This is a genomic window from Salinibacterium sp. SWN139, assembly GCF_015864625.1.
In the GTDB taxonomy this organism is placed as follows: domain Bacteria; phylum Actinomycetota; class Actinomycetes; order Actinomycetales; family Microbacteriaceae; genus Rhodoglobus.
This window is the reverse complement of sequence record NZ_JADYWV010000004.1, coordinates 40,473-66,370: the sequence shown is the minus strand read 5'-3', so window position 1 is coordinate 66,370 and position 25,898 is coordinate 40,473. Positions and strand designations below refer to the sequence as shown.

The 25,898-nt window shown below is 61.3% G+C and carries 25 protein-coding genes and 1 tRNA gene; 16 read left to right on the top strand and 10 right to left on the bottom strand.

The annotated features are described in order from the left end of the window. The first annotated feature begins 99 nt into the window (after positions 1-99). On the top strand, positions 100-720 hold the full coding sequence (locus I6E74_RS13410; protein ID WP_197126551.1) for an arginyl-tRNA synthetase: 621 nt from the start codon (positions 100-102) through the stop codon (positions 718-720). 70 nt (positions 721-790) lie between these two features. Here the strand turns inward: I6E74_RS13410 and I6E74_RS13405 are convergent, their stop codons facing one another. Continuing rightward, on the bottom strand, positions 791-1,585 hold the full coding sequence (locus I6E74_RS13405) for a transglutaminase family protein (protein ID WP_197126549.1): 795 nt from the start codon (positions 1,583-1,585) through the stop codon (positions 791-793). Positions 1,586-1,672: 87 nt separating this feature from the next. Here I6E74_RS13405 and I6E74_RS13400 point away from each other — a divergent pair. Next, a tRNA-Arg gene (locus tag I6E74_RS13400) sits at positions 1,673-1,745 on the top strand. 58 nt (positions 1,746-1,803) lie between these two features. Here I6E74_RS13400 and I6E74_RS13395 read toward each other — a convergent pair. Continuing rightward, positions 1,804-2,172: a helix-turn-helix transcriptional regulator gene (locus I6E74_RS13395; RefSeq protein ID WP_197126547.1), complete on the bottom strand. Its 369-nt coding sequence runs from the start codon at positions 2,170-2,172 to the stop codon at positions 1,804-1,806. A gap of 96 nt (positions 2,173-2,268) precedes the next feature. On the opposite strand from I6E74_RS13395, the gene I6E74_RS13390 reads away from it, so the two are divergent. Continuing rightward, positions 2,269-3,552, top strand: a complete 1,284-nt coding sequence (locus I6E74_RS13390; RefSeq protein ID WP_197126545.1) for an FAD-dependent oxidoreductase — start codon at positions 2,269-2,271, stop codon at positions 3,550-3,552. A 6-nt stretch (positions 3,553-3,558) separates the two neighbouring features. Here I6E74_RS13390 and I6E74_RS13385 read toward each other — a convergent pair whose 3' ends face one another. Next, positions 3,559-4,221 carry a pentapeptide repeat-containing protein gene (locus I6E74_RS13385; RefSeq protein ID WP_197126543.1) on the bottom strand — a complete coding sequence of 221 codons (663 nt, stop codon included), beginning with the start codon at positions 4,219-4,221 and terminating at the stop codon, positions 3,559-3,561. An 86-nt stretch (positions 4,222-4,307) separates the two neighbouring features. On the opposite strand from I6E74_RS13385, the gene I6E74_RS13380 reads away from it, so the two are divergent. Then, positions 4,308-4,748 (top strand): rhodanese-like domain-containing protein, encoded by a 441-nt coding sequence (locus I6E74_RS13380; RefSeq protein ID WP_197126541.1) that lies wholly within the window; start codon positions 4,308-4,310, stop codon positions 4,746-4,748. Between the two features lie 31 nt (positions 4,749-4,779). Here the strand turns inward: I6E74_RS13380 and I6E74_RS13375 are convergent, their stop codons facing one another. Next, the gene (locus tag I6E74_RS13375) at positions 4,780-6,216 is read right to left on the bottom strand and encodes a helix-turn-helix domain-containing protein (protein WP_197126539.1); all 1,437 of its coding nucleotides are present in this window, start codon (positions 6,214-6,216) and stop codon (positions 4,780-4,782) included. A gap of 140 nt (positions 6,217-6,356) precedes the next feature. Here I6E74_RS13375 and I6E74_RS13370 point away from each other — a divergent pair, with 140 nt between their 5' ends. The 6 genes from I6E74_RS13370 to I6E74_RS13345 all read left to right on the top strand — a co-directional run bounded on the left by I6E74_RS13370 (position 6,357) and on the right by I6E74_RS13345 (position 13,302). Continuing rightward, positions 6,357-8,171, top strand: a complete 1,815-nt coding sequence (locus I6E74_RS13370; RefSeq protein WP_231605071.1) for a phosphoenolpyruvate carboxykinase (GTP) — start codon at positions 6,357-6,359, stop codon at positions 8,169-8,171. Between the two features lie 104 nt (positions 8,172-8,275). Beyond that, positions 8,276-8,815, top strand: a complete 540-nt coding sequence (locus I6E74_RS13365; RefSeq protein ID WP_197126535.1) for a sigma-70 family RNA polymerase sigma factor — start codon at positions 8,276-8,278, stop codon at positions 8,813-8,815. Then, the gene (locus I6E74_RS13360; protein WP_197126533.1) at positions 8,808-9,545 is read left to right on the top strand and encodes a hypothetical protein; all 738 of its coding nucleotides are present in this window, start codon (positions 8,808-8,810) and stop codon (positions 9,543-9,545) included. Before I6E74_RS13365 ends, I6E74_RS13360 begins: the two co-directional genes overlap by 8 nt. A 57-nt stretch (positions 9,546-9,602) precedes the next feature. Then, positions 9,603-11,639 carry a TPM domain-containing protein gene (locus I6E74_RS13355; RefSeq protein ID WP_197126531.1) on the top strand — a complete coding sequence of 679 codons (2,037 nt, stop codon included), beginning with the start codon at positions 9,603-9,605 and terminating at the stop codon, positions 11,637-11,639. A 37-nt stretch (positions 11,640-11,676) separates the two neighbouring features. Further along, positions 11,677-12,414, top strand: coding sequence for a PspA/IM30 family protein (locus I6E74_RS13350; RefSeq protein ID WP_197126522.1), 738 nt, complete (start codon positions 11,677-11,679; stop codon positions 12,412-12,414). A gap of 24 nt (positions 12,415-12,438) precedes the next feature. Next, positions 12,439-13,302, top strand: coding sequence for an arginase family protein (locus I6E74_RS13345; RefSeq protein WP_197126519.1), 864 nt, complete (start codon positions 12,439-12,441; stop codon positions 13,300-13,302). Here the strand turns inward: I6E74_RS13345 and I6E74_RS13340 are convergent. After that, positions 13,260-13,577, bottom strand: coding sequence for a DUF4333 domain-containing protein (locus I6E74_RS13340; protein ID WP_197110676.1), 318 nt, complete (start codon positions 13,575-13,577; stop codon positions 13,260-13,262). The two genes, I6E74_RS13345 and I6E74_RS13340, sit on opposite strands and share 43 nt — an antisense overlap. 84 nt (positions 13,578-13,661) lie before the next feature. On the opposite strand from I6E74_RS13340, the gene I6E74_RS13335 reads away from it, so the two are divergent. The 3 genes from I6E74_RS13335 to I6E74_RS13325 are packed head-to-tail and all read left to right on the top strand — an operon-like array spanning position 13,662 to position 16,397. Then, a complete protein-coding gene (locus I6E74_RS13335) occupies positions 13,662-14,462 on the top strand; it encodes a crotonase/enoyl-CoA hydratase family protein (protein ID WP_197126517.1) in 801 nt (266 codons plus the stop codon). Between the two features lie 58 nt (positions 14,463-14,520). Continuing rightward, positions 14,521-15,933 carry an NAD(P)/FAD-dependent oxidoreductase gene (locus I6E74_RS13330; protein WP_197126515.1) on the top strand — a complete coding sequence of 471 codons (1,413 nt, stop codon included), beginning with the start codon at positions 14,521-14,523 and terminating at the stop codon, positions 15,931-15,933. Further along, positions 15,930-16,397 carry a hypothetical protein gene (locus I6E74_RS13325; protein ID WP_307784483.1) on the top strand — a complete coding sequence of 156 codons (468 nt, stop codon included), beginning with the start codon at positions 15,930-15,932 and terminating at the stop codon, positions 16,395-16,397. The genes I6E74_RS13330 and I6E74_RS13325 overlap by 4 nt, the downstream gene beginning before the upstream one ends. A gap of 21 nt (positions 16,398-16,418) precedes the next feature. Here I6E74_RS13325 and I6E74_RS13320 read toward each other — a convergent pair whose 3' ends face one another. Beyond that, positions 16,419-16,772: a siderophore-interacting protein gene (locus I6E74_RS13320; protein WP_197126513.1), complete on the bottom strand. Its 354-nt coding sequence runs from the start codon at positions 16,770-16,772 to the stop codon at positions 16,419-16,421. Between the two features lie 142 nt (positions 16,773-16,914). Between I6E74_RS13320 and I6E74_RS13315 the strand changes: the two genes are divergently transcribed. Together I6E74_RS13315 and I6E74_RS14840 are read left to right on the top strand one after the other, a co-directional pair. Further along, positions 16,915-17,163, top strand: coding sequence for a hypothetical protein (locus I6E74_RS13315; RefSeq protein WP_197126511.1), 249 nt, complete (start codon positions 16,915-16,917; stop codon positions 17,161-17,163). 273 nt (positions 17,164-17,436) lie between these two features. Beyond that, the gene (locus tag I6E74_RS14840) at positions 17,437-17,910 is read left to right on the top strand and encodes an IS3 family transposase (RefSeq protein ID WP_374221072.1); all 474 of its coding nucleotides are present in this window, start codon (positions 17,437-17,439) and stop codon (positions 17,908-17,910) included. A 163-nt stretch (positions 17,911-18,073) separates the two neighbouring features. Here the strand turns inward: I6E74_RS14840 and I6E74_RS13305 are convergent, their stop codons facing one another. Genes I6E74_RS13305 through I6E74_RS13290 form a run of 4 tightly spaced genes read right to left on the bottom strand, consistent with a single transcriptional unit; the run spans position 18,074 to position 24,373 of the window. Beyond that, a complete protein-coding gene (locus tag I6E74_RS13305; protein WP_197126507.1) occupies positions 18,074-19,594 on the bottom strand; it encodes a sulfatase-like hydrolase/transferase in 1,521 nt (506 codons plus the stop codon). A gap of 29 nt (positions 19,595-19,623) precedes the next feature. After that, positions 19,624-21,798 (bottom strand): alpha-galactosidase, encoded by a 2,175-nt coding sequence (locus I6E74_RS13300; RefSeq protein WP_307784482.1) that lies wholly within the window; start codon positions 21,796-21,798, stop codon positions 19,624-19,626. Then, entirely contained in the window at positions 21,795-23,300 is a 1,506-nt protein-coding gene (locus I6E74_RS13295; RefSeq protein WP_197126506.1) for a sulfatase, read from the bottom strand. Before I6E74_RS13295 ends, I6E74_RS13300 begins: the two co-directional genes overlap by 4 nt. Before the next feature lie 38 nt (positions 23,301-23,338). Next, the gene (locus I6E74_RS13290; protein ID WP_197126504.1) at positions 23,339-24,373 is read right to left on the bottom strand and encodes a LacI family DNA-binding transcriptional regulator; all 1,035 of its coding nucleotides are present in this window, start codon (positions 24,371-24,373) and stop codon (positions 23,339-23,341) included. A gap of 192 nt (positions 24,374-24,565) precedes the next feature. Between I6E74_RS13290 and I6E74_RS13285 the strand changes: the two genes are divergently transcribed. After that, entirely contained in the window at positions 24,566-25,816 is a 1,251-nt protein-coding gene (locus tag I6E74_RS13285; protein WP_197126502.1) for an ABC transporter substrate-binding protein, read from the top strand. The last annotated feature ends 82 nt before the right edge of the window (positions 25,817-25,898 follow it).

Genomic DNA, 25,898 nt, shown 5'->3' with positions numbered 1-25,898 from the left:
CTCTTAAGAGTACTGGGTGACGACTGCGGATCTGGCGCAGTTCGCGACAATGCCGGGTCACTGCACTTCGTCAGCGCTGCGGGTCAGCAGAATGGAACTATGGCTTCTCGACTTCGCATTATTCCTGCAGTGATCGCACTGAGCGCATCCGTTCTTCTCTTGAGCGCATGTGTTCCGACCGAATCAGTGCCGAGCGCCTCCCCCACCAGTACCGTGCCGTCGAGCACCGCAACGCCAACCGCTACATCGACGAGTGGCTCAGACCCCACAAGCGCCCCAACGACCCCGGTTGAACCAACTTCGGCACCCGCTCCTGAAGCCACCCCTGTAGACATTGCCTGCTCAGCGCTCATCACGCCCCAGGAAATGTACGACTTCAACCCCAACTATGTGTTGCTGAGCAACTTCACCCCCGCCGCCGGGTCAACCGCAGCAGCGGCAGTTGGTTCGCAGGGCACCGCCTGCCGCTGGGAGAACGGAACCAGCGGAACCACTATCGATGTCTCAGTCGCGCAACCAGCCCCCAGCGCGATCAGCACACTCAAGGCAAACGCTGGCGCAAGCACCGATAGCTACGCTGGCTACTTTTCGTCCCAAGGCGGCACAGGAACAGCTCAAGTCTTCACCGGCCCGTATTGGGTGACCATCAGCTCGCCGCTGTTCTCGCGTGCCAGCAATGCGACCGCCCTGGTTGCGGATGTCACTGCCGCACTGAAGTAACACCCGCCGGTTCGACGCACAACGCTCGGCGGCGACGCGGGCAGTTGTTGCACCCACAAGGCACGGACAGTTAGGGAAGCTGCACCGGCGACCGATGATCGTCGGCGGGCAGCGTATCTGCCGTCACCGTGATCGAAAGATTCTGCAAGAACAAATCAGCCCAGTGATTGGTGAGGAAGGCCGTATCGGCTGCATCCCGGCCCGTAGCGATGCGCACAAGAGACTGACGCGGAGCAAGCCCGGTGGAATCAACGATCCACCACGCGCCGTCGACATACGCCTCGGCTACGGCATGGAAGTCCATGGGGCTCAGCCCGGGCGCGTACACCGAGGTATACCGCGCCGGCACATCTTTGGCACGCAGCATCGAAATCGTGAGGTGCGCGTAGTCCCGGCAAACACCCTGGCGCGCCAACATCGAATGGGCTGCCCCATCGGTCGCCAATGAGATACCTGGCGTGTACCGCATATTCGCGCCGACCCAATCACGCACTGCCTGAAGCAACTCGTGACCGGTCTGGCTCGGGAACAACGAACGAGCGCTCGGAAGCAGAACATCGGACTCGCAATAGCGACTCGGTCGCAAAAACTCGATCAGGTCGATCTCGTTGACCGGCGCAGGTTCGGGAGTTTCCTCCACGGTCGCGGCGTAGTCCACGACGAGACGCCCCGGGCCAGCAGTGAGCGAATGCAGTCGGGTTCCGCGCGCATCGACCAACTCTGTTGGCTGCTGGGGCTCACCATCCAACACAAAATCGATGGACTCGGATGCCTTAGGCCAGTAAGCGGAGACCGCAATACTGAAGACCATTTCGGTGCGACCCCGAAGGTCGAGTTCTTGGTGGGATGACACAGTGCGCAGCATCCTCCGATACTGTCACGAGAAGCTGAACTGGTCATCCCCACAGCGTGCTAATAGTGGGTGGCAATTGCTTGCTAAGATGGAGCCCTTGCCTTCGTAGCTCAGGGGATAGAGCGCCGGTTTCCGGTACCGTAGGTCGGGGGTTCGATTCCCTCCGGGGGCACTGTTATCAGCTCAACGCCGCACACTTTGTGCGGCTGTTTTGCTTTCTAGCGCGGGAGCTAATTCGCGACGACACAGCAGGCCTCAGCGCCAGCATCGGTGCTCGTCGCGACAGACGCGAGCATCTTGACAGGCTCGGCGAAGGCTTCGCAGCAGAGTTCGTACACGTTGGAGCGACCGCGAGGCGTCACCGTGACGAGACCGTTCTCGCGCAGCGGCGCCAAGTGGTGGCTCACGAGCGTTTGGCTCAGGCCGGTGGCATCCGTCAGTTCGCGCACCGTGTGGGCGCGTTCGGTGAGGAGCAGCACGAGCTGCAGCCGGTTGGGATCGCCGAGGGCGCGCAGGAGCGGCGCCAGGCTCTGGGCCCGCTCGGCCGTTGCCGACCAGGTGGGCTTCTGAATCATCAGAAGATCGACACGTTCGCTCATACCCTCACCTTACCTGATTTCTTTGTTATCAACAGTAAGTACTGTTATTGTGAGTGAGCGCTAGTAACGCTATGACGAACATCATCAAGGAGAGCAATGACCATCGCACCTTCCCCCTCCAGCCCGCTCCCCGTCGTGGTCATCGGAGCCGGCCCGATTGGGCTCGCTGCTGCCGCCAACCTCGCTCAGCGAGGTATCGATGCCGTAGTGCTCGAAGCCGGCGACCATGCCGGTGCGGCCATTAGCGCATGGGGGCACGTCTCCCTCTTCTCCTCGTGGAAATACAACATCGACCCCAGCGGGCGTGCACTTCTCGAAAAAACGGACTGGGTCTCCCCCGACGCCGAAACCCTGCCCACCGGCGCCGAACTCGTGCGGGACTACCTAATTCCGCTCGCTGCTACCGCCGAGTTGGCACCGCTCATCCGCTACAACAGCCGCGTGATCGGGATGTCGCGCCAGAGCATTGACTCAACCAAGACGGTTGGCCGCGAGCGCCGGCCGCTCCTGGTGCGCATTGATTCCCCCAATGGCGTGTACGACATCCTCGCCTCGGCCATCATTGATGCCTCGGGAACCTGGGGCCACAACAACCCCATTGGTGCGTCCGGGCTCCCGGCAACAGGCGAAACCGACAGCGCTTCTTGGCTTGCCGGCCCGCTTCCCGATGTTCTCGGCACCGATCGGGCTCGCTTCGCGGGCAAGCACACCCTCGTAATTGGCATGGGGCACTCCGCCGCCAACACCCTGCTCGCTCTCGCCGAACTGCGCGACACTGAGCCCGGTACCCAAATCACGTGGGCGATTCGCGGCCGCTCGGCCCGTCGGCTCTATGGTGGCGGCAGCGCCGATGAACTACCCGGCCGCGGCGCCCTCGGCACTCGCCTCAAAGCTGCCGTCGAATCTGGTGCGATCTCGCTCCTGACCGATTTCACCGTCACCGAGCTCACCCCGCAGCCCGATGGCCGCCTCACCGTCACAAGCCGCAATCCCGACGGCGAGCAATCAGTGACGGTGGATGCTCTCGCCGCCGCCACTGGCTTCCGCCCCGATCTGGCGATCCTGCGGGAACTGCACCTCAGCCTCGACCCAGTGCTCGAAGCTCCCGTGACGCTGGCGCCCCTCATCGATCCGAATGTGCACAGCTGCGGCACCGTGGAGCCGCACGGAGCGAGCGTGCTCGCGCATCCCGAAAAGAACGTCTATATCGTCGGCATGAAGAGCTACGGTCGCGCGCCGACCTTCCTGATGGCCACCGGCTACGAGCAGGTGCGCTCGGTGGTTGCCGCTATCGCTGGCGACGTGGCGAGTGCCGGCCGAGTGAACCTGATGCTGCCCGAGACGGGCGTCTGCTGCTCGACCACTAGCGGCGGTTGCTAAGCCGACTTAGTCTTCGAGCACGATCCCGAGGTGCGCGGCGAGGGCCGGTGCGAGTTCTGCCAGTTGGTAAGAGTTAATCGTCGCGCCCTTGAGATGTTCGACCCCCGTGACGTGGCGCAATTCGAGCGACCGCAAGTCGACGTTAGTGAGCTTGGCGCGGGTGAGGTCGAGAGTGTTCACCTGCGTGTTCGTGAACGCGACACGGTTTGCCGTAGCGCCGCCGAGGTCGAGCTCGTCGATCAGACAGTCGTCGAATAACACATCTTGCAGGTGGGCGCCGCGCAGATTGAGGTATCCGATGCGGCAGTGCACGAAACGGATCGATCTCCACGTTGACTCATAGAATTCCGCCGACCCCAGCCGGGAGCCCTCGATACTCACGTCACGAAGGTTCGAGCGCGGGGCCGAGAAAATGGCGGCGTTCAGTTTTTCGAATCGCGTCTCCACAAAAGTGGCTGCTCGAAAGTTGGTCTCGTTGGCCTCGAGCTCGATCAGTTCGCACTCCGTGAACGAAATCCCTGAAAGGTCATCTTCGCTGACATCGGATGCCGTGAACCGTTGCCCGTCATAGCTTTCGTGGGCGCGCAGCAACGTCGCTTCACCGTCGACGAGATTCTCTAAACGCAACGCATCAATGATCGGAGCTGCCGTCGCTGCTTTCTTCGCCATATAGCGGGGTGCTCCTTCATCTAATGGGTTCTGCGTCGAACCGAAACTACCCCACCGCACCGACGCTGCGCCGCTAGCCTGTAGGCATGACGCCTCCCGCTACCGCCGCAGACCGAGTTGCCCACTTTTCGGGCAAGCTCGACTACGAAACTGATCCCTCGGATGTCGGGGCAGCGCTCGAGGCCAATGACCGCTTCGTGCTCATCGACTCGCGCGGCGACGCTGCGTGGGACCAGGGTCACGCGGTAGGTGCCGTGCATATGCCGACCGCCACCATCAGCGCTCGCGCCGACGCCGAGATCCCCCACGACATGCCTGTCGTCGTCTACTGCTGGGGCCCCGGCTGCAACGGTGGCACGAAAGCCGCGCTGGAGTTCGCGAAGCTCGGCTACGAAGTGCGCGAAATGATCGGCGGTTTCGAGTACTGGGCGCGCGAAGGCTTCCCCGTAGAGAGCAGTACCGGCCCCGTCATCCGCGAAAAGGATCCGCTCACCGCCCCCGTAGCGGCGATCTCCTGCGACTGCTAACCGCGAGATGATCCGGCCACGCGATACGCCGTTACCGCGCGTCGCTCGCGTGCAACTCCAAGAATTCGTAGAGCTCGCGATCATCCACTCCCGGGAAGGTTCCCGAGGGCAGCGGCGAGAGAATGTGGGCGTGAAGTTTGGCGCTCGACCACGCGTTACCTGACCAGCGATCGCGCAACTCGTCTTCGGGTTTGCGACAGCAGCTCTCATCAGGGCAGGTTGACGACTTGCGAACGTCGGTCGCGCGGCCGCGGAACCATTTCGAGTGCGCGAAGGGCACCCCGATGGTGATGGAGAACTCTTCGGCATCCGTCGTTCCCGTTTGGGTTGACTCGAAGAAGCTGCCCTCTGGGGTGTCGGTGTATTGGTAGAACTCTGTCGTGCGGTTGGTGCGCGTGAACGCTGTTCGCGCGCTCCAATTGCGGCACACAAACTGGCCCTCCGCTGAACCGGTGACGTCAACGGGCAGCCGCAGACCATCATTTTCGTAAGCCTTGTAGACAGCCCCATCGTCGCCGACGCGCAAGAAGTGCGTTTCGAGATCGAGGTGCGAGGTTGCCAAGTTGGTGAAGCGCAGCGCTGCTGCTTCATGGGTGACGCCGAAGGCGTCCCGGAAGTCTTCAACAGCGATATTGCGATTCGTCTTGGCTTCACCCAAGAATGCAACGGACTGCTTGAGGGGCATGAGCACTGCCGCCGCAAAGTAGTTAATTTCGAGACGCTGGTGCAAGAACTCGGCGTAACTGGTGGGTTCGGTGTGCCCAAGAACGCGGTGCGCCATCGCTTGAAGCGCCATGGAGCGCAAGCCGTGACCGCCAGGAATAGATGCCGGAGGCAAGTAGATGCGTCCGTGCTTGAGGTCAGTAACCGAGCGTGCTGAATGCGGCAGGTCGTGCACATGCACGAGCTCGAAGCCGAGCGATTCTGCCATCAGGCTCACGGCCCGGTGAGTCAGGGCGCCCGAGGTGTGGTTTCCGGCAATCGTCAACTTTTCTGCTTCTTTTTCAAGCTCAGGCAAGTAGTTGTCGAGGGCACGCATGCGGATCCGCAACTCGGTGTTGGCACGACGGGCCTCTTCAGGCGTGGCAATCGCTTTGCGCGACCGCGTCGAAAGTTCGTGGTGGAGGCCAACGATGGCTTCAAGCGTCTCATCGGGAATGCCTTTTGATGGGCGAATCTTGGGCAACCCCAGCGAGGCGTAGATAGTGCTGCGTTGCAAGCGATCCAGCTCAATTTCGAGGGCAGCGCGCTTGGTGGGCGGCGACTCCTCCAAGAGATCAGCCAGTTGGATGTCCGTGGCGGCCGCAATGGCCGACAAAAGAGTGAGTCGGGGTTCTCGTCGCCCGTTCTCCATCAGCGAGAGCTGGCTACCAGCCACACCGACCTTGTCTCCCAACTGATCGAGGGTCATGCCGGCGGTCGTGCGGAAATGTCGGATGCGTTGCCCGAGAGTCACAAGATCATTCACACGTTCACTATAACTAAAGAATAATGATTCTTACCACTCGATTCGCCAACGTGGGGAGCAAAAGTGCGTCATCATCGAATAACAACAGTTTTTTCAGCACTACAACTCTTCAGCGGAAGGTAGAAATGAGCATCGCCGAGATGACAAGAACGCACTTCTCCGCACCCGACGGAACAAACCAGAGTGTTATGACGTGGGTGGAACAGATCGCCGCCCTCACACAGCCCGACGATATTGTCTGGTGCAACGGCAGCGCAGAGGAAGCAGACGAGCTCGCGACCGAAATGGTTGCTGCCGGAACGCTCACCCGCCTCAACGACGAGTACCGTCCCCACAGCTACCTCGCCCGCAGCGATCCGAGCGATGTCGCCCGCGTCGAAGCGCGAACCTTCATTTGCTCTGCCGAAGAAGCAGATGCTGGCCCCTCGAATAACTGGGCAGAGCCTGCAGAAATGCGCAACACGCTTGACGGCCTCTTCGCCGGCAGCATGCGCGGTCGTCGGATGTACGTTGTTCCGTTCTCGATGGGACCGCTCGGTTCCCCACTCGCCAAGATCGGCGTGCAGGTAACGGACTCCCCGTACGTCGTCATGAGCATGGGCATCATGACGCGGATGGGAACCGCCGTACTCCAGTCGATCGATGACTCCACTGAATGGGTGCGCGCCATCCATAGTGTCGGAGCACCACTGGCTGCCGGAGACACCGATGTGCCGTGGCCCTGCAACCAGACCAAGTACATCAGCCACTTCCCCGAGACTCGCGAAATCTGGTCGTTCGGTTCCGCGTACGGCGGCAACGCGATTCTCGCGAAAAAGTCATTCGCACTGCGCATCGCTTCGGTAATCGCTCGCGAAGAGGGCTGGCTTGCTGAGCACATGCTGCTCCTCAAGCTCACCAACCCCCGCGGTCGTGTGTTCCACATCGCGGCAGCATTTCCCAGCGCCTGTGGCAAGACCAACCTGGCCATGCTCAAGCCGACCATCCCCGGTTGGAAGGCCGAGACGATTGGCGACGACATCGCGTGGCTCGGCAAGGGAGCTGACGGCCGCCTGCGCGCCATCAACCCTGAAGCCGGCTTCTTTGGAGTGGCACCGGGCACCGGCTACGCCACCAACGAAACCGCGATGGACACCATCTGGGGCAACACCGTTTTCACCAACGTTGGCCTGAAAGATAACGGCGACGTGTGGTGGGAAGGCATGAGCGATGAAGTGCCCGAGCACCTTATCGATTGGCAGGGTAACGACTGGACGCCAGAATCTGGCACCCCGTCGGCTCACCCGAACTCACGTTTTACTGTGGCAGCAGCACAATGTCCCAGCATCGCAGATGACTGGGAATCGCCACAGGGCGTCGTTATCGACGCCATAATCTTCGGCGGTCGCCGCGCGACCAACGTGCCGCTAGTGGTGGAGGCACGAGATTGGGAGCATGGCGTCTACCTGGGCGCCACTATCTCATCTGAGCGGACGGCGGCTGCCGAAGGCACCATTGGCGAACTACGGAGAGATCCGTTCGCCATGATGCCGTTCTGTGGATACAACATGGCAGACCATTGGGCCCACTGGCTCTCGGTCGGCCAGGATCTCCGCGGATCCGGCACGGTGCCGCGCATTTTCCAAGTCAACTGGTTCCGCAAAGGTGCCGACGGCTCCTTCTTGTGGCCAGGATTTGGCGAAAACTCGCGCGTGCTCGAATGGATTCTCAACCGTGTTGACGGCACGGTTGCCGCCCGCGAAAGCGCCCTCGGGTTGATGCCGCGTGAAGGCGATCTCAACATCGATGGTCTTGAACTCGCCGATGACACCATGGAACAGCTTTTTGCGATCGATAACGACTCGTGGATGGCCGAAGCCGAAGCCACCGAAGAGTTCTTTGCCACCTTCGACGGCCGGGTTCCTGCCGCAGTTTCTCGCCAACTTGAGCACCTGAAAACGCGTCTCCAGAGCTAACCAACGAAACCGCCTCGCCGTTCGTCTTTACTAGTGTGACCACAATTGCACTAACTATTGGCCATTCCTCGGCCACAATAGAGACGACGGCGAGGAGGGGCTCAGTGACTGAGACCGAAAACACCCCTGCCCGCTGGGAAGACGTAGTTACGCAACTCGTCGAAGAGCGCGGCGAAGCACTCGCGCGCTACGCGTACCTGATTTCGGGAAACCGCGACGACGCCTCCGACCTCGTGCACGATGCCCTCGTGAAAACATTCGGTCGCCTGCGCAACGGATTTGGCATCGCCAGCGCCGAAGCCTATGTGCGTCGAGCGATTCTGAACACCTACCTTGACCGCGGTCGAAAGATCAGCCGCTGGCGCAAGATTGCCCACCTCACGGTAGAGCCCGACATCCACGAATCTGCGGATGCCGACACCGAGGCTCGCTTAGATTTGCAGTCTCAGCTGATGAAGTTGCGCCCCCGCGAGCGCGCCTGCATCGTGCTGCGTTACTACGAAGACCTCAAGGTGGACGACATCGCTGCGACGCTGGATATCAGCTCAGGCGCTGTGAAACGCTACTTGAGCGATGCCCTCGGCCGCATGGCTGTAAGCCTTGATCGCGATGCTACCGACACCGTAGGGGGTCACCGTGGTTGATGAAAACGAGCTTCGAGCGCACCTGACGTCGAGCGAACCGCCAACCATGGCCATCGATACGGCCGCTGTTATTTCACGCAGTAAGTCGCGTCGTCGGCCGCGCCAGTGGGCAGTGGGCGTGGTGAGCGCACTCGCGGTGAGTTCACTGATCTTTACGGGAGCCAGCATTATTCCGCTGTTCTCAAGCAGTGATACCGCGGTGAGTATGTTGGCGGACGATTCTGCTCCGGAGTCGGCCGCGGATTCGTCTGACGCAGGAGCAGCGCAGGCCGCTCCCGATGATTCCCGCGCTTTTGGCCTGTGTGGTGAGACGATTCCGGTGGAGTCTGCGTCGCCCTTCGGCTTGACGCTCGAACTCGAACTACCGGCAGCAGTCGTGGCGTCGGGCAGCGCCTTCGGAACGGTACGACTGACCAACGACTCGGATGCCCCTGTGCAGGGAACAACCGCGTCGGTGCCTGACGTGAATCTCCTCGACGATTCCATCGTGATTTCCCACAGCCCCGATGCGCAGATTCTCTCGGTCATGCCGGTGAATTTGCAGCCTGGCCAAAGCATCGAGTTCTCCGTGGCTATCGCCATCTACGACTGCACCACCATCGACACGGGCGGAATGGTTGCCCCTGGCACGTATGCGATCAGCAGCACACTCGCGTTCGTTCCCACCGACCCTGCCGACGGCGCCGCCGCTGAGGTGCGCAGCGAACAGATGCCGATCGTTCTGCAATAACCCAAGGTTCCTGTCGTTAGACTCGCCGTGTCACTTTTGTCGACGAAGGAGCATCCCGTGAAGGCACGATTGGGCACCATTTTCGCCCTCGCTGCGGCACTAGCCTTGCTAACCGCAAGCCCTGCCCTGGCCGACGACCCAGTGAGCCTCGATGGTGCCTATGTCATCGACTCCGCTGGGGTGCTTGCGGGCGATAGCGGCGACGTTAACGACGCGCTGGATTCGTTGTATGACCGGGCCGGCATCCAACTCTTTGTTGTCTATGTCGACGAGTTCACTAACCCCTCCGCTCCCATCGATTGGGCGGATGCCACGGCAGAAGCTAATGGGCTCGGTGACGATGATCTTCTGCTCGCGGTTGCCGTCTCGCAGCGCCAGTACGCGCTGTCGGTTGCCGCCGACGCTCCCGTAACCGATGCCCAGTTGGATGCAGCGGAAGCCGCCATTGAGTCGCAACTGCGCGACGATAACTGGGGACAGGCTGCGATCGCTGGCGCAGATTCGCTCGCGGGCGATAGTGCTGCGGGCACTGGCACAGACACAGGCACAGATTCCGGCTCGACCGAGTCATCGGGTGGCGGCATCTCGGTGTTGCCGATTGTGGGCGGCGCGGCTGTGGTTGGTGTTGGTGCTTACGTGTTTTACCGTGTTCGCCGCCGCGGCAGCACAGGTGCAACTGCGGGCACCCCCGTCGAGAGCGTGTCGCAAGAGGAACTCGACCGCCGGGCCGGAAGTGCGCTTGTCGAGCTAGATGACGCTCTCAAGACAAGCGAGCAAGAGCTCGGTTTTGCTGAGGCCCAGTTTGGCGCGGCGGCCACGACTAACTTCGCAGCATCGCTGAAAGAGGCGAGCGCTGCGGTGGCGCAGGCGTTCCGCCTCCGTCAGGAGCTCGATGATAGTGAGCCTGAGACTGCTGAGCAGAAGCGGGCGATGACAATTGAGATCATCGAGCTGTGTGAGCGGGCAGACGATTTGCTTGATGCTCAAGCGGCCGCGTTCGATGAGCTGCGCAAGCTCGAAACGAATGCGCCCGCAGCCCTCGCCGAAACGTCCACGCTGATCGCGAAGGCGTCGGAACGATTGCCCGCAACCGAGAGCGCACTCGAAGCGCTCCGAGGTCGCTATGCGCCGGTTGCTATCGAAGCCGTGACTGACAATGGTGAACGCGCTCGCGCCTTGCTCGCCTCGGCCGTTGCCGATTCCACCGCCGCCAGCGCTGCCATCGAGGCGCAGAAACCGAGCGAGGCCGCCGTCGGTGTTCGCACCGCTCAAGCGGAACTAGGCCAGGCCATCCAACTCATGGATGCCGTCGATTCCCTTTCGACAGAACTCCAGTCTGCCGAGACCCAGCTTTCTGCCACGATCACTGACACCACCGGCGATATTGCTGCTGCTCGCGCGCTGCCTACTGATGCCACTGCCGGAGCGTTGCAGCCGGCGATCGCGGCTGCTGAAGCGGCTCTGGCGACGGCGCAGTCCGCGACGGATAACCCGGTGGCGAGCCTCAGCACTCTGGGTGACGCCAACGCTGCACTCGAGACAGTCTTCGTCGGCGTGCGCGATCAGCAGGCTGCCTTCGCCCACGCCGCGACACAGCTGTCGGCGGCTTTGGCTGCAGCGCAGTCCCGCATTACGACCACAGCGCAGTTCATCACCACCCGCCGTGGCGGTGTGGGGGCGACGGCGCGAACAAGAATCAGCGAAGCAGACCGTCAGTTCAAGCAGGCGTTGGCTTTGCAGACATCCGATCCCGTGACGGCGTTGACGCATGCGCGCCAGGCTGACCAGTTGGCGGCAAGTGCCTATGACCTCGCCCAGCGTGAGGTGTCGCAATTCTCGACGGGGAGCAGTTCCGGTTCGGGAATGCTTGGCGGTCTGGGTGGCGCGGTTGGCAGCAGCGGCGGCGATCTCTTGGGCGGCATCATCGGTGGTTTGATCGGCGGCAGCCTCGGATCGCGGTCGTCACGCCCGTCCAGTGGCGGTTCGTGGGGCGGGGGCTCTCGCTCGGGCGGATTCTCGGGTGGCGGGGGTAGACGTTCCAGTGGAAGTTCTGGACGCGGTGGTGGCGGTCGCAGTCGCGGCGGTAGATTCTAAGTACGGTTTCTTCGAAAACTCACGAAAGGCACTTCGCATGGCAAAGCAGTCGATTCTCGGTCGTATTTCACAAATGGTGAAGGCGAACATCAATTCAATCCTCGATCAGGCTGAGGACCCGCAGCTCATGCTCGACCAGCTGGTTCGCGACTACACCAATTCCATTGCGGATGCGGAGAGCGCTGTCGCTCAGACCATCGGCAACTTGCGCCTCATGGAGCAGGACCACGCCGAAGACCGCGAGGCTGCATCAGATTGGGGCCGTAAGGCTCTTGCGGCCAGCGTCAAGGGAGACGAACTTCGCGCCGCCGGCAATGCCGCTGATGCCGACAAGTTCGACAACCTCGCCAAAATCGCTATCGGGCGTCAGGTTTCTGCCGAGAACGAAGCTCGCGCTGCTGCCCCCACGATCGCCGCACAGACGCAGGTCGTTGACCAGCTCAAGAGCGGCCTCGACGGAATGCGCGCCAAGCTGAGCGAACTCACGTCGAAGCGCGATGAGCTCGTTGCCCGCTCGAAGACGGTTGAGGCCCAGTCGCAGGTGCACGATGCTCTCAAGTCAATCGACCTCCTCGACCCCACCAGTGACCTCGGTCGTTTCGAAGACAAGATCCGTCGCGAAGAAGCCAAGGTTCTCGGTCAGCAGGAGCTCGCCGCATCCAGCCTCGATGCTCAGTTCGAAGGTCTCGAAGACCTCGGCAAGGTCACCGAAGTCGAAGCACGACTCGCTGCTCTCAAGGCTGGCGGCGCTCAGGCACTCACCGCCGGCGAATAGTTCGCCCGCACGAAAGTTCACACCATGGCACTCACTTATGTTGTCGTGCCCCAGTGGCAGGGTTCGGGTTCTTCTCGAGCCATGCAGCTGGTCGACGGAGCCGAGTCGATTCGGGGAGATCTTCCCTCCGCAGCGACTCGCTCCGTCGATGTCCCGCTTGAGGCGGGCGACCACCAGGGCACGGGCATCCACCGCTACAGTTCCCTGTTGCTCGTGCGTGACCGCACGCGCAACGCTCTCGCTGCCGACAACACACCCCACCTCACGATTGGTGGTGACTGTGGCGTTGAACTCGCCGCAATCGAGCATGTGAGTGCGCAGCAACCGGCCGTGGTGTGGTTTGACGCGCACCCCGACCTGCACACTGCGGCCTCCAGCCCGTCTGGCGCGTTCACCGGCATGGTGTTGCGCACCCTGCTGGGTGATGGGCCGGCTGAACTCGTTCCCGAGCATCCGGTGCGCGCTGATCGGGTCATTCTCGCCGGAGTGCGCTCAATCGACACGGCCGAAGACGAATACATCACGCAGTCCGACATTCGGATGTTGGGCCCTGCCACCTTTTCAACGGAAGCGTTGCTCGAGGCCATCACCGCAACCGGCGCCGAGAGCGTCTACCTGCACATCGACCTCGACGTGCTCGATCCTGCCGCGCTGGCTGGGCTCGGCTCCCCCGTGCCGTTCGGGCTCGAAGCATCCGCGCTCACCGAGGCCATTCGCGCGGTGCTCGCGAAGTTCCCGCTTGCAGGAGCGGGCATCACCGAGTTTGCTCCGTCATCCGCCGCCCATGCCGTGGATGATCTGCCGACCATTTTGCGATTGATTGGCGCCCTCAGCAGCGCCAACACTCATTCGCGTGGTTCTTCAGAAACCTCGACAGAAACCGAGTAGTTCGCGCCGTCGACATCACTGAGGGTGACACGGCTGTCGAAGTCTTCACCGAGCGTGGTGTCGGTGAGAACGCAATCGAGCTTCGTGCCGTTCTTGAGCGGGATGCTGTCGTCACCGCAGTCCATTTCGGGCAGTTCTCCCGTGGATTGTTCGAGCGCGCCTGCTGCCGTGGCAGCGATCTCACTCGCGGGGACTTCTACCGGAGGCTCGCTCGAGCAGCCGGCGATGAGCGCCGTCGACGCGAGAGTAAGTACGAGGATTGCGGAACGCAACACAGGAGCCTCCGAAAAGTTGGTGTGGGTATGAGCTTATCGCCAGCATCCGGCGACAGAACAGTCGGTGAGTCGTAGTCTGAAGACATGACTGACGCCAACACCAGCACGCCCAAAATCACTGTGGAGCGAGACGGTCACGTCTTGCTCATCGGACTTAATCGCACCGACAAGCGCAATGCCGCCGACATGGAGATGTTGCAGCAGCTGGCGCTTGCGTACGGCGAGCTTGAGCGCGATCCCGAGCTGCGGGCGGGTTTCGTTTTTGCTCACGGCGACCACTTCACTGGCGGCCTCGACCTTGCCGACATCGGCCCCCGCATTGGTGCGGACGGACTCGACATGGTGCCCGAGGGCGGCATCAACCCGTGGCAGGTTTCGGGCGAAAAGCTCTCGAAGCCTGTCGTGATTGCGGTGCAGGGCACGTGCCTCACGCTCGGCATTGAGCTGCTGCTGGCGAGCGACATTGCGGTTGCCGCCGACTCGACCGTCTTCGGCCAGGTCGAAGTCTCCCGCGGCATCCTCCCCTTTGGTGGTGCCACCATTCGCTTCCCACGCCAAGTGGGCTGGTCGAACGCGATGCGCTGGATTCTCACCGGCGACAGCTTCGATGCGGCCGAAGCCCACCGCATCGGGATGGTGCAAGAAGTTGTGCCCCACGGCGAGCAGTACGCCCGTGGCCTTGAACTGGCTCACCGCGTTGCGGCCCAGGCTCCGCTCGCGGTGCAAGCTGCGCTGGCCAATGCGAACCTTGCGATTCGCGAGGGCGATGCAGCGGCCGAGGCTGGCCTCCAGCCCGCCCTCGTAGCGGTCGCTCAGAGTAAAGATGCCAGAATTGGCATGGAAGCGTTTATGACGCGCACTACTGCCGAGTTCATCGGCCAGTAGGACCGCCGGCACAACCAATACCGGCAACACGCGCACCACCACCGCGAAGGAGTTCGAAATGACCGAGAACAACTGGGATGTCATCGTCATCGGAGCCGGAGCGGTTGGTGAAAACATTGCAGATCGCGCCGTTCAGGGCGGGCTTAGCGTCGTACTGATCGAGAGCGAACTTGTGGGCGGTGAGTGCTCGTACTGGGCCTGTATGCCGTCGAAGGCCCTTATCCGCAGCGGTCTCGCTCTGCGTGCTGTCGAGAAGCTACCGGGCGCCGCCGAAGCCGTCACCGGTGGCATCAACGTCGAAGCGCTCCTCGCGCGCCGCAACAGCTTTACGAGCAACTGGGATGACGCGGGTCAAGTGAAGTGGGTAAAGAAAGCGGGAATCGGGCTTGAGCGCGGTCACGCTCGGCTCGCCGGAGAGAAGAAGGTAACCGTCACTGCTGACGACGGAACCGTCACGACCCTCACGGCGAATCATGCCGTCGTCGTCGCGACCGGCTCCGACCCGAAGCTTCCCAACATTCCCGGACTGATCGACGCCAAGCCGTGGACCCCGCGTGAAGCGACCTCGGTGAAAGTTGTTCCCGAATCGTTCGCCATCATCGGCGGCGGCGTTGTAGGCGTCGAGATGGCCACCGCCTACCTCGACCTCGGTGCCGAAGTCACTCTGTTTGCCCGCAGTGGACTCCTCCACGGACAAGAAGAATTCGCCGGCGAAATGGTGGCGAAGGCACTCAAGGAGCGCGGCGTCACGATCGTTGCGGCCTCCCCCACGAGCGTGGAACGCACCGCTGACGGCGTCGTGATCACTACCGACGATGCCACTTTTACGGCATCCGAAGTTCTCATTGCTACCGGTCGTGCCGCTCGCACGAATGACATTGGGCTCGAGACCGTCGGCCTCACTCCGGGCGACTGGATCCGGGTGGATGACACCATGCTCGTGCCCGACACCGACTGGCTCTACGCCGTGGGTGACGTCAACCACCGCGCGCTGCTCACCCATCAGGGCAAGTACCAAGCGCGTGCTGCCGGTGATGTGATCGCCGCGCGCGCCAAGGGCGAGACCGTGGATGACGCCCCCTGGGGTGCGCACGTTGCGACCGCCGACCACGGCGCTGTTCCGCAAGTCACGTTTAGCGATCCCGAAGTCGCCTCGGTGGGCGTCATGTCTCACGACGCCGAGAAGCAGGGCATTGACGCTCAAGTCGTCGACTACAACATTGGGTGGGTTGCCGGCGCGAGCCTGCAAGCCGACGGTTATGAAGGCCACGCACGACTCGTGATTGATCGGGAACGTCAGGTCATTATCGGCGCGACTTTTGTGGGTCAGGATGTTGCGGAGTTGCTGCACTCGGCCACCATCGCCATCGTGGGCGAGGTTCCCCTCGCGCGACTGTGGCACGCGGTGCCCTCGTACCCCACGATCAGCGAGGTGTGGCTTCGACTGCTCGAAACGATCGGGCGTCCGTGAGCCGAGCGCTAACGCTGGGCACGCGGCTCGGGCACGCTCTGGCGCGCGCCGAACACAATCCGCGGGCTCAGCGAGTGCTGCTGCACCCCGTTGTTACGCGACCCGGTTACTGGTTTGCTACGGCATCCGGCCTGCTGTGGGGTGGCGTACTGAGTGGGCTGCGGGTGCGCTCTCAGGGCGGCGTTATCGTTGCCGAGCACGTGCCTCGCTGGGCCTTTGGTCGTGGCGGCACCACGATCGGCGCCGTGTATCTGACCTGCGACAACGCGAGCGATAACGTGTTGGAGCATGAGGCTGTTCACCGCGAGCAGTGGCGAAAGTACGGGTTGTGGTTTATCCCGCTGTATCTTCTGGCCGGGCAGAATCCACTAACGAATCGCTTCGAGGTTGAGGCGGGGCTTGAGCTCGGTGGCTATGTGCGCGCGAAGTCTTCGCGTGCGCCGGAAGGCAGCACGAAGAATTAGCGGACGGATGCTGGGCGCGAGCTAGTTCGAGCTGAGCAGGCGTGCGGGACCCTGATGGGCAACCCACGCGTAGACGGTGCTCTCACCGAAGGCGCTGACGGGGAGCATTTCGCTGAGCCACGCGTCGACCGAACGGGAAACGCTTTGGCCGCGCTCGCGCAGCAACCAGCACACGCTGAAACGGCCAGGAGCCGACAGCGGCTGGATGTCATCAGCCGAGTCGACCTCGATGAATACTTGGCCTCGTGACCGGGCCGGCAATGTCGCCAGAATCATCGAGATTGCGTCGATCGAGGTCTCGTCTCCCGCGAGCAAAACGCGGTCAGCCGACTGGGGATTCCAGGCGATCTGCGGGGTGAAAAGTTCGGGAAACATTGATCCCAGTATAGGCATGCCTTACCTAAATTACGAAGCCCTCTCGGCTGACTCTAAGTCTCAAATTCGGCCCGTGAACAGCACGACCGCGATTATGAGAATTCATCTTGTTCATCGGGGGTTCAGAAGGTACGCTGGCCCTGTGAAGCGAGCAACAATCGGAGGATTTGTAGTTCTGGGAATCAGCCTTGCGCTCTATCTTGGAGTCCTCGCCTCGACGTCTATCGCGCTCGCTCAACGCTCTGAGTGGAGCAGCACCGCATCCGAGTGGGTATCGACAATTTGGTGGTGGTCGATCTGGCTGATGGGTGTCAGCGCCATTCTTATCGCGATTCTGATCGCTGCGCAGATTGTGTGGGCGTACCTGCCCAAGGCATCTTCTCGCCGCTAGGGCGCCCGCTCGGCTCGAACCCTGCTTTCGCGAGCCTGATCGGAAGAAATACTAACTACACTTGCGCGGATTATGTACCTGCGCGCCAGACGACGTTGGGGCCGAAAACGCGCGCGGTTAAGCCCCCGATGCCGCCGGATGATGCAAATTCCAATGACGTCACCGTAGTGGCACCCTTCTGCGGGTGTGAGCCCTGCTCAGATTATTCGACTCAGGCGAGATGGAATCTTCAAGAATTCGACCATTTCCGCGCACTCTCCGTTCACGGCCATCATGAGGAATACCTCGATTGCTGCTGCGTGGATGTCACCGTGGTGCGTGTGGATCTCTCGCTTGAACGTGTCGATCGCTTGTGAAGGTTCTCTTACTCGGAGTTGCGCGGTTACCTGCAGAAAGTACGGCGTCTATGGGAGATGGAAAACGCATGCGCTGTTACGACGACGGGGATGGGTGATCGGCCGCGATCAGACCGAACGACTCATGCGCCCCTCCGGCGTCCGCGGGGTGAGACGCTCCAGACGAGGTTTCACGACACGAGCAGGCTCTGCGATAGATCAACCGAAGGATTCTCGTGCGTCGAGAGTTCACCGCGTCAAGCCCACGCCGACTGTGGGGGCTGCGGTGACCTCCGTCGCGACGTGGCGTGGGTTCGCGTGGGCTACATTCATCACCGATGTGTTCTCGAGGAGAATTATTGGCTGGAATGTCGAGTCAATGCTGCGCGCAGAGAGCCTGCCCCTGCAGTGATTGAACATGGCGGCGCGGTCAGCCGAAAGGACAAGCCGCTCGGAACTGGACCCAGGCCAGATCACTTCGACATTGCGGAGCCGCACCCACTACATGGCCCCTCGGCTGATCTGATCGCGGCGCTCGCCGCCTAGAGCAGACCCGATCACGCCGAATCGCACGTCTAGGCTTGCGCGGTGGTCGTGGGCCCGAAGTGGGCGAATGCGGTAACAATGTACGAGTTGATGATGTCGTCTTCATGCTCTTTGGCAAACCGCCATAGCCGCTCATAAAGGTCCCGCACGGTTGTTCGTAGGTGCGCCGGGATACGCGCACTCGGGGCTGCTCCGAGTGATCGGCCGGGAGTAGGGGCGAGAAGGTTTGTCATCTCGTCAGGATCGGCGACGCGATCATAGAGCTCATCATCATCGAACATGTTGTACACAAGTTTCCAGTTGTCTGTCATCACGATGCGCTGGATACCGTACGCTTCATTTCCGTTCGATTGGAAGACAAGTTCATTGCGGGGCAAGTTCAGCGCTTGTCCGCGCAGTGCGGCAGACAATGAGAAACCCGAGGGTCGGGTACGGCTGGTGACGCCGCATTCCTCTAGCAGGGTGGGCCCAAGATCGACGAGGCTGACGGGGACATCACAGGTGGTGCCGGCGGCGCGCGTCGAAATATTCGCCCCGCCGATCACCAAGGGCACGTTGTACGCCGCGTCGAAGGAGGGAAGCCCCTTTGCCCACAACCCGTGCTCGCCGGTGTAGTCGCCGTGGTCGGACACATACAGCACGAGAGTATTTTCTAGCTCACCTGATGCCTCAAGTTCGTCAAGAAGTCGCCCAAACAAGTAGTCCTCGTACGAGCAAAACGCAAGATAGTGCCGCAGGGACTCTCGGTGTTCTTCGAGCGAGAGCTGGTCGAACGGGTCGCGTGTTCGACGATAGAGCGCGGGCTTATCGATCAACGGATCCAAGAAGCTCGCTGGCAGGGTGATTTCTTCAGGGTCGTACATGTCGAGGAATCGTTGCGGTGGTGTGTACGGGTCGTGGGGACCCAATGTTCCGACGTACAGCATCCACGGCCGCTCACCGTCGGCTCTCTCCGCAATGAACGACACGGCCTGATCTGTCACGGCGTCGTCTCGGAAGGGGGCTTCATCAACGCCGTACTGCACGTATTGGGGCCACCCCGGTCTGATGATCTCCCCCGGCATTCGCTCGCTCGCGTCTGAAGACGCGAGCGAGTTCTTCAGCTCTGCCCACTCAGCATTTCTTGCGGTGGTGTGTTCACTTTCTTTGCTCGACGCGGCAGCCGGCATCGGCGGGTGCAAGAACAATTCATCCCAGCCGAAGACTTCGGGCGACTGCGAATTACTTACGTGCCATTTTCCAGAGAAACCGAGCTGATAGCCCGCTTCAGCGAAGTCCTGAGACCAGAAAGCGACTTGTTCCCGCGGTCCTCTTGAGAGGGCATTCGAAACGTTCACGTTGTTCCACACGCCGTGTTCGGACGGATATCGGCTTGTGAAGAAACTCGCTCGCGACGGGCAACAGTGCGGCGAAGGCGCATACGCGCGGGTAAAAGTCACGCCAGTGTTTCGAAACTTGTCGATTCGCGGAGTGATCGCTCGTACAGGGTGCGCCGGGTCGATGGTTGAACCACGCTGCTGATCCGTCATGAAAACAAGAACGTTGGTCACAGTTTCCCCTTCATCTGGACTCGATACGTCTACGTGACGCGCTGGAACTCGATGATCACCGCTTGCTGAGGATCGAGCGACGGCAGGGGTAGACCTAACACCGTCAGAGCGTTCCCATCGAGAATGAGTGGGTCTGATTCGCCGGCGAGCATCCACGCGGGGTGGGTGAACGACTGACTCATTGGCGCTCCCACATCGAATCGCACGCGAACCTGATACTGGCGATCGGGGTCAAGCCCGGGAATGGGAACGCGCCCATACTGCCCCAGAGAAGACGTTCGCACTTGCGCGAGCTCAAACAGTGCATGAGAGCCGTCGTGCGCGACGACGCCATGGAGTACCGCGGCATCGTCGGCGAGGTCCGCATTTACCGCAACACCGCTATGGATTAACGAACGCATTTCTTTGTAGAGATCGGCCCAGGTGCGGAAGATATCGATTTCGGGCTGCGCGAACTTTGTCAGGTTGCTTTCGATTCCAGAATGCGCAAACAACGCGGTGGTCATTCGGAACGATTGCTCGGTGGTTCGCTTAGTTGTGTGGGCGCGGGGCTCACCGATATGCGCCCCCATAAGCTCGGGCGGGATCAAGAGTGTCGTCCATTGCTGAATCACCTGGCGCTCAACGGGATCATTGCAGTCCGAACCCCACACGCGATCTGTCCGTTCGAGAATGCCGAGATCGATGCGGCCGCCGCCGCCGGCGCACGACTCAATCTCTAGCCGAGGGTGACGCCGCCTCAGTTCATCCATCAGGGCGTAAGCCGCGAGGGTCTGGTCTCGGGTCCCCGCACGGTCGCCGTCAGATGTTTGACGGGAGGCTTCGACGAGATCGCGGTTGTGGTCCCACTTGATGTAGTCAATCGCGTGCTCGGCGATAAGCGCATCCATGAATCCGAGGATGTACTCCCACGCATCGTGGTTAGCCAGATTGAGCACGTGTTGTGAACGCGCAGGTAAGCCGACTCCTGACGCTGGTGCGAGCACCCAATCGGGATGCGCACGTGCGGTGTCTGAGTCGAGGTTGACCATTTCAGGTTCGAACCAGAGCCCGAACTGCATGTTGTGCTTGCGCACGTGCGCGACGAGCTGGCCAAAGCCTTGGGGCCACGTGAGTGGATCGATCCACCAGTCGCCCAATCCCGCGGTGTCATCGTGACGCGCGTGAAACCAGCCATCATCGAGCACGAATCGTTCCACGCCTACCTCGGCAGCGCGGTCGATCAGCTGCGTCAGGGTCTCGTAGTCGTGATCGAAGTACACGGCTTCCCACGAGTTGAGCGTGAGCGGTCGCGGAGAAGTTGGGTGGTGAGGACGAGCGCGCAGGTGCGCATGAAACCGCGACCGGATGCCATCGAGGCCGTTACCCGACCACACGAACATGATGGTCGACGTCGCGTAGGTCTCGCCAGGGTGCAGCCGCACTTCTCCGGTGCGTAGGAGTTCCGCTCCACCTAGAGAGGTGGTCAAGGCGCCCGCGCCTTCCGGGAGTCGTTCGACGTGCCATGTTGAGTCGCCACTCCAGGCAATGTGCATCGACCATACTTCGCCGGTGCGGTGGCTAAAGCCGGGTGTCCCCGCACTCATGACGTACGGGCTGTCGGATCCGGTCTTTCCTCGACGCGTCTCGCGAGCATGGATGCCATCCGCCAATTGTTGGCGTTGTGGAGATCGTTCTCGAATCCACTTGCCGCTGAAATCAAGGATCTCCGTCGCCCGAGAGGGCAAGGGGAGGCTCAAAGACAGTCGCTCAACGCTCAAGACGCTCCCAGCGATTGAGGTGACTGCGGCTTGCGCTGAGATTACGCCCTGCATGCTCAGGGCGTACGTTGCGACAACCCGCACCCCGTTCTCTTCGTCGGAAAGCGTGAACGCAACGGAGTCACCCTCGGGGCTCGCGCTGATCTGCGTCGTGCTGAAGCGGCAGGTTAGCTGGTAACCATCGCGCGATACCGCGATACCTGGACGCCCCAGCCAGCCGGTCTGCTCGCTGGGGAGAATTCCGAACACGCGTGGCACGTCGGGCGCGGCGTTGAGCTGAGCGGGAACGGCGGTGAGTGCAAGCATGCGTCGAGCGTCGTCATCGAGATGGCCAAGATCCGCTCCCCAGTGAATCACCGCGGGAACGGCGCCGGTCGCATCGAATATAAGGCTGGCACCTCCCCCGCGCAGCACGACGACTCCCGATTCGTTCAACGCGCTCACGCGACAGCAATTCGTGCGTAGCGGCTTACCTCGCGCGTGAGCTCTGCGTTCATGAACTTGCCCAGCAGTTCAGCGCGAAGTTCACTGTGCTCTGCTTCGTCGAAGAGGTTGTGAGTCTCGCCAGGATCAGTGTGTAGATCGAACATTTCTCCATAGTTTTCATCTCGGTAGATCGTGAGCTTGTATCGATCGTCGATATAGGTGCGGATGTGCACGCGCGTGGGTTGGTGGCGGTTTTCGACCAAGACATGGTCACGCGCGTGTTCTTGCTCGGCTTTCCACACGGGCAGTTGGTTGACTCCCTGCATCGACAGTGGAATCGGCAGGTTTGCGGCCGCCAACATGGTGGGGGTGAGGTCGACGAGACTTTGCAGTGCTGTTGAGTGCGAGCCTGCGGGGATGCGCCCGGGGAATCGGGCCATCATCGGAACTCTCAGCAGATCCTCGTAGTGGAACGCTCCCTTTGCGATCAGGCCATGCTGACCGAGGAAGTGGCCATGATCCGTCGTGAAGATGACGAGGGTGTCCTCGGCGAGGCCGAGCGCGTCAAGTCGGTCGAGCAGGGTGCCGACTGCATCGTCGATGAACGACATCATGCCGTAGTAGATCGCGATGTTGCGGCGGAGCTCGTCGTCGTCGATGAGGTGGCTGCCAAACCCATGATTCTCGTACGGCGTCTCTTGCCACGGCGAGTAGTCGGGCGCTACTTCTTGAGTGAGGCGGTGCCACACCGGCATGCGATCAAGTTCGCCCGGAGCGAGCGAGCCGGGTGTCACGTCGGCTGGATCGTACATAGAGGCCCAGGGCTCGGGCACAACGTACGGCGGGTGAGGGTCTTGGAAGCTGGCCCAGAGGAAGAACGGCGAGTCGCTCTCTGCGGCCTTATCGAGAGCGTGGGCGCTGCGTTCCCGGACAAAGTTTGTGTAGTGATATTCCTCAGGTAGATCCCATGAATGCCGGCGCGGATTGGATCCGTCTTCGTTCTGAAAGTAGTCGCGCCAGTTCGTGAGTCCCTTGTCTTGCATCCAGAGGGCGTAATGCTGCCCGGCCCATCGTTCATCAGCATGATTTCGCGCCAGCTCAATGTGATCAAACCCGTAATAGGGTCCAGTGAAAGAGCGCCAAAAATCGAGATCTCTCAGCGTGGGCATGGCCTCGAGTGATGTCTGATCAGGATGGGATGCCAGCGGCTGGAAATGGGCCTTACCGATAAGTGTCGTGGAGTAGCCTGCGGCACCAAGAATCTCGCCGACAGTCTGTTTGTCTTCGTCGAGTTTGGTACCGATAGTCCAGCAACCGTGAAGTGACGGATACTGACCCGTGATCATCGACGATCGCGACGGCGAGCAGAGCGGGTTCGGGCAGTATGCACGATCAAGAACAACACCTGCTTCCCCCAACCGGTCGAGGTTCGGGGTCTTGAGTAGTGGAGTCCTGCTCCCGAGGGCGTCGAAGTGTTGCTGATCGGTCGTAATGAGCAAGATGTTGGGATTTTTGGGCATCAGAAGTCCGTTCAAGTATCGTCAGAGAGCGTGGCGCGTCATTGCGCGACGGTAGGTGGGCACCCGCAAGACGCACGTCGCACGAGGGTGGTGCTGAACATGCGAGATTCAGCCGGTTCTGAAAGACGCAGTCGAACAATGGCGTCGACGGCGGCCTCTGCCATCTCATCGATGGGCTGTTGCATTGCGGTCAATGCGGGCCAGGTGTATTCAGATTCAGGGGAGGCATCGAACGAGACGATCGCGAGTTCATCGGGCATGCGCACCCCCGCTTCGTGGGCGGCTCGAATAACTCCGGTTGCTTGCACGTCGGACGCGACGAAAACGGCTGAGGGTGCTGCATCACTTTCGACAAGCGCCCGCCCGGCTTCGAGCCCCCCGGCACGCGAGAAATCTGCGCGGAAGATGGGTCCCCGGCGAAGCCCCGCGTCAGCAAGCGCATCCATCCACCCCACTTCTCTCGAATGCGCGATCCCTGCCATCTCAGGGCCAACAACGAGGCCGATCCGAGTGTGGCCGTGCTCAATCAGGTGTTTCACCCCTTCGCGGGCTCCTGCGCGGTGATCGACGGTGAACGCGAGACCGCCGGGCGTGCCGATGTTGCACCCGAACTCTACAAATGGTGTCTTCGTTGCGCCGAGCGTGGTTGCGCTTTGGTCCGCGACGGTGCTCAACATGATGATTCCGTCAACTTGTCGCGACGTGAAGCTTTGCATCAGTTGCGCTTCGCGCTCGCGGCTCGAGTGTGAGTGCGCGACAAGCAGGTCGAAGCCGTGGGCGACGGCGGCCGTCTCCACGGCGACCGCAAGTTCAGCGAAGTACAGGTTGGTGGCGTCGGGGATGACCATGCCGAGCAGTTGGGTCGCACCCGTTTTAAGACTTCGCGCGGCGGCGTTAGGCCGATACCCGAGCGCTGCCGCTGCTTCGAGTACCCGTTTGCGCGTCGCAGGCGCCACTGACTGTGGCCCGGCGTTCGTCACGTAGCTCACGACAGCTGTGCTGACGCCAGCCAGTTTCGCCACATCCGCGCGGGTGGCGCGGCCCGGGGCAGCTTGTGTGCTCGCCGTGCTCATGAGGTTCCTGTCTCAATCGGCAGCCGTAGTGACTGCGTTGTCATTTCTACCAAAGTATGGACTAGCTAGTTACTCCAGTCAAATGTGGAAAAACGTGGAAAGTCCAGCATGAAAGAGACTCTTGCCAACGAAAAGTTACTCGTGTAACGTCAGGGCACAGCAGACTTGCACCTCGATTGCAAAGGAAAGACAATGAAGTCAATAAAGGCAATTTCGGCTGTTGCGCTCGTCGCAACCCTTACTCTCGCCGGATGCTCATCCGGAGCCAATGGCGGCGACGCTGGCGGCGACGTCACGATCGAATTCCAGACGGGATTCGCAGTCGATGACGGCGAGATGACGCTGATGAAAGAGCTTGTCTCTGAGTTTGAGGCCAGCAACCAGGGCGTCACGATCGACCTGATCGCGGCTGGTACCGACTACGAGTCGGATATGAAGGTTCGCCTGGCTGCGGGCACAGCGCCAGACATCTGGAACACGCACGGCTGGTCGCTGCTGCGATACAGCGAATTTCTTCTGCCCTTGGAAGATCAGCCTTGGGCGGACGACGTCATTGACTCGCTTGACGAGACGATGCGCAACGACGCGGGCGAAATTTTCGCTCTGCCCACCAACATCGACATCTCAGGCTTGATTTACAACGCAGATGTTCTTGAAGCGGCCGGAGTCGACCCGTACGGGATCGAATCCTGGGATGACTTCGACGACGCAGCTGATGCGGTCAACTCCGATACGGTTTCGCCGATCTATCAGGGAGGCAAGCCGCTCGCGGGAGCGCTAGCTGACCGTGTCGTCAGCGGAACGTTCGATGACGATGATCTCGCCGAGATGCTGGATGGCTCCTTCGTGACGCCGGCTTACGAAGAGATGCTTGATCTGGTGCAGGACTGGGGCGACTCGGGGTATTTCAACCCGGATTACTCCTCAGCCAGCCGCGACGACATGGCGAAGGCACTGGCTCAGGGCCAGGCCGCATTCATGTACGGGCCCTCGCTACTGTTCGATAACGCGTGGAGCTTCAACCCCGATGCCAACCTCGGGTTCATGCCAATCCCCACCACTACAGGAGCACCTCGCTACCTCGTGGGTGGCGAACGCACGGCGTTCGGCATCTCGAATAAGACCGAGAACCCAGACGAGGCGAAGGCATTCATCGCCTTCCTCGCGGAGAACGACACGGCGCTCGCCGCAGCATCCACTTCACCTCCCGGGCTTACGACGGCGACTATGGAGCTGGGAAAGTTGCAGCCGAGCTTCGAAAAGTGGATGACTGAAGAAGAAGTGCCTGTGCTGCCCTACTTCGACCGCGTGTACCTTCCTAACGGTTCGTGGGAATCCATGCAGGTCACTACCGACGTCGTGATTACCGGACAGGGCACACCTGCGCAGGCGACTGAGCAAATGAAGTCCACTTACGACAGCCTCCGGGGCCAGTCCGAGTAGGACGCCTAAAATCCCCGGGTGGGTTGCACAGATACTGCCCACCCGGGGCACCATCCCCTCGTCGACAAAGGAGCCGACTCTC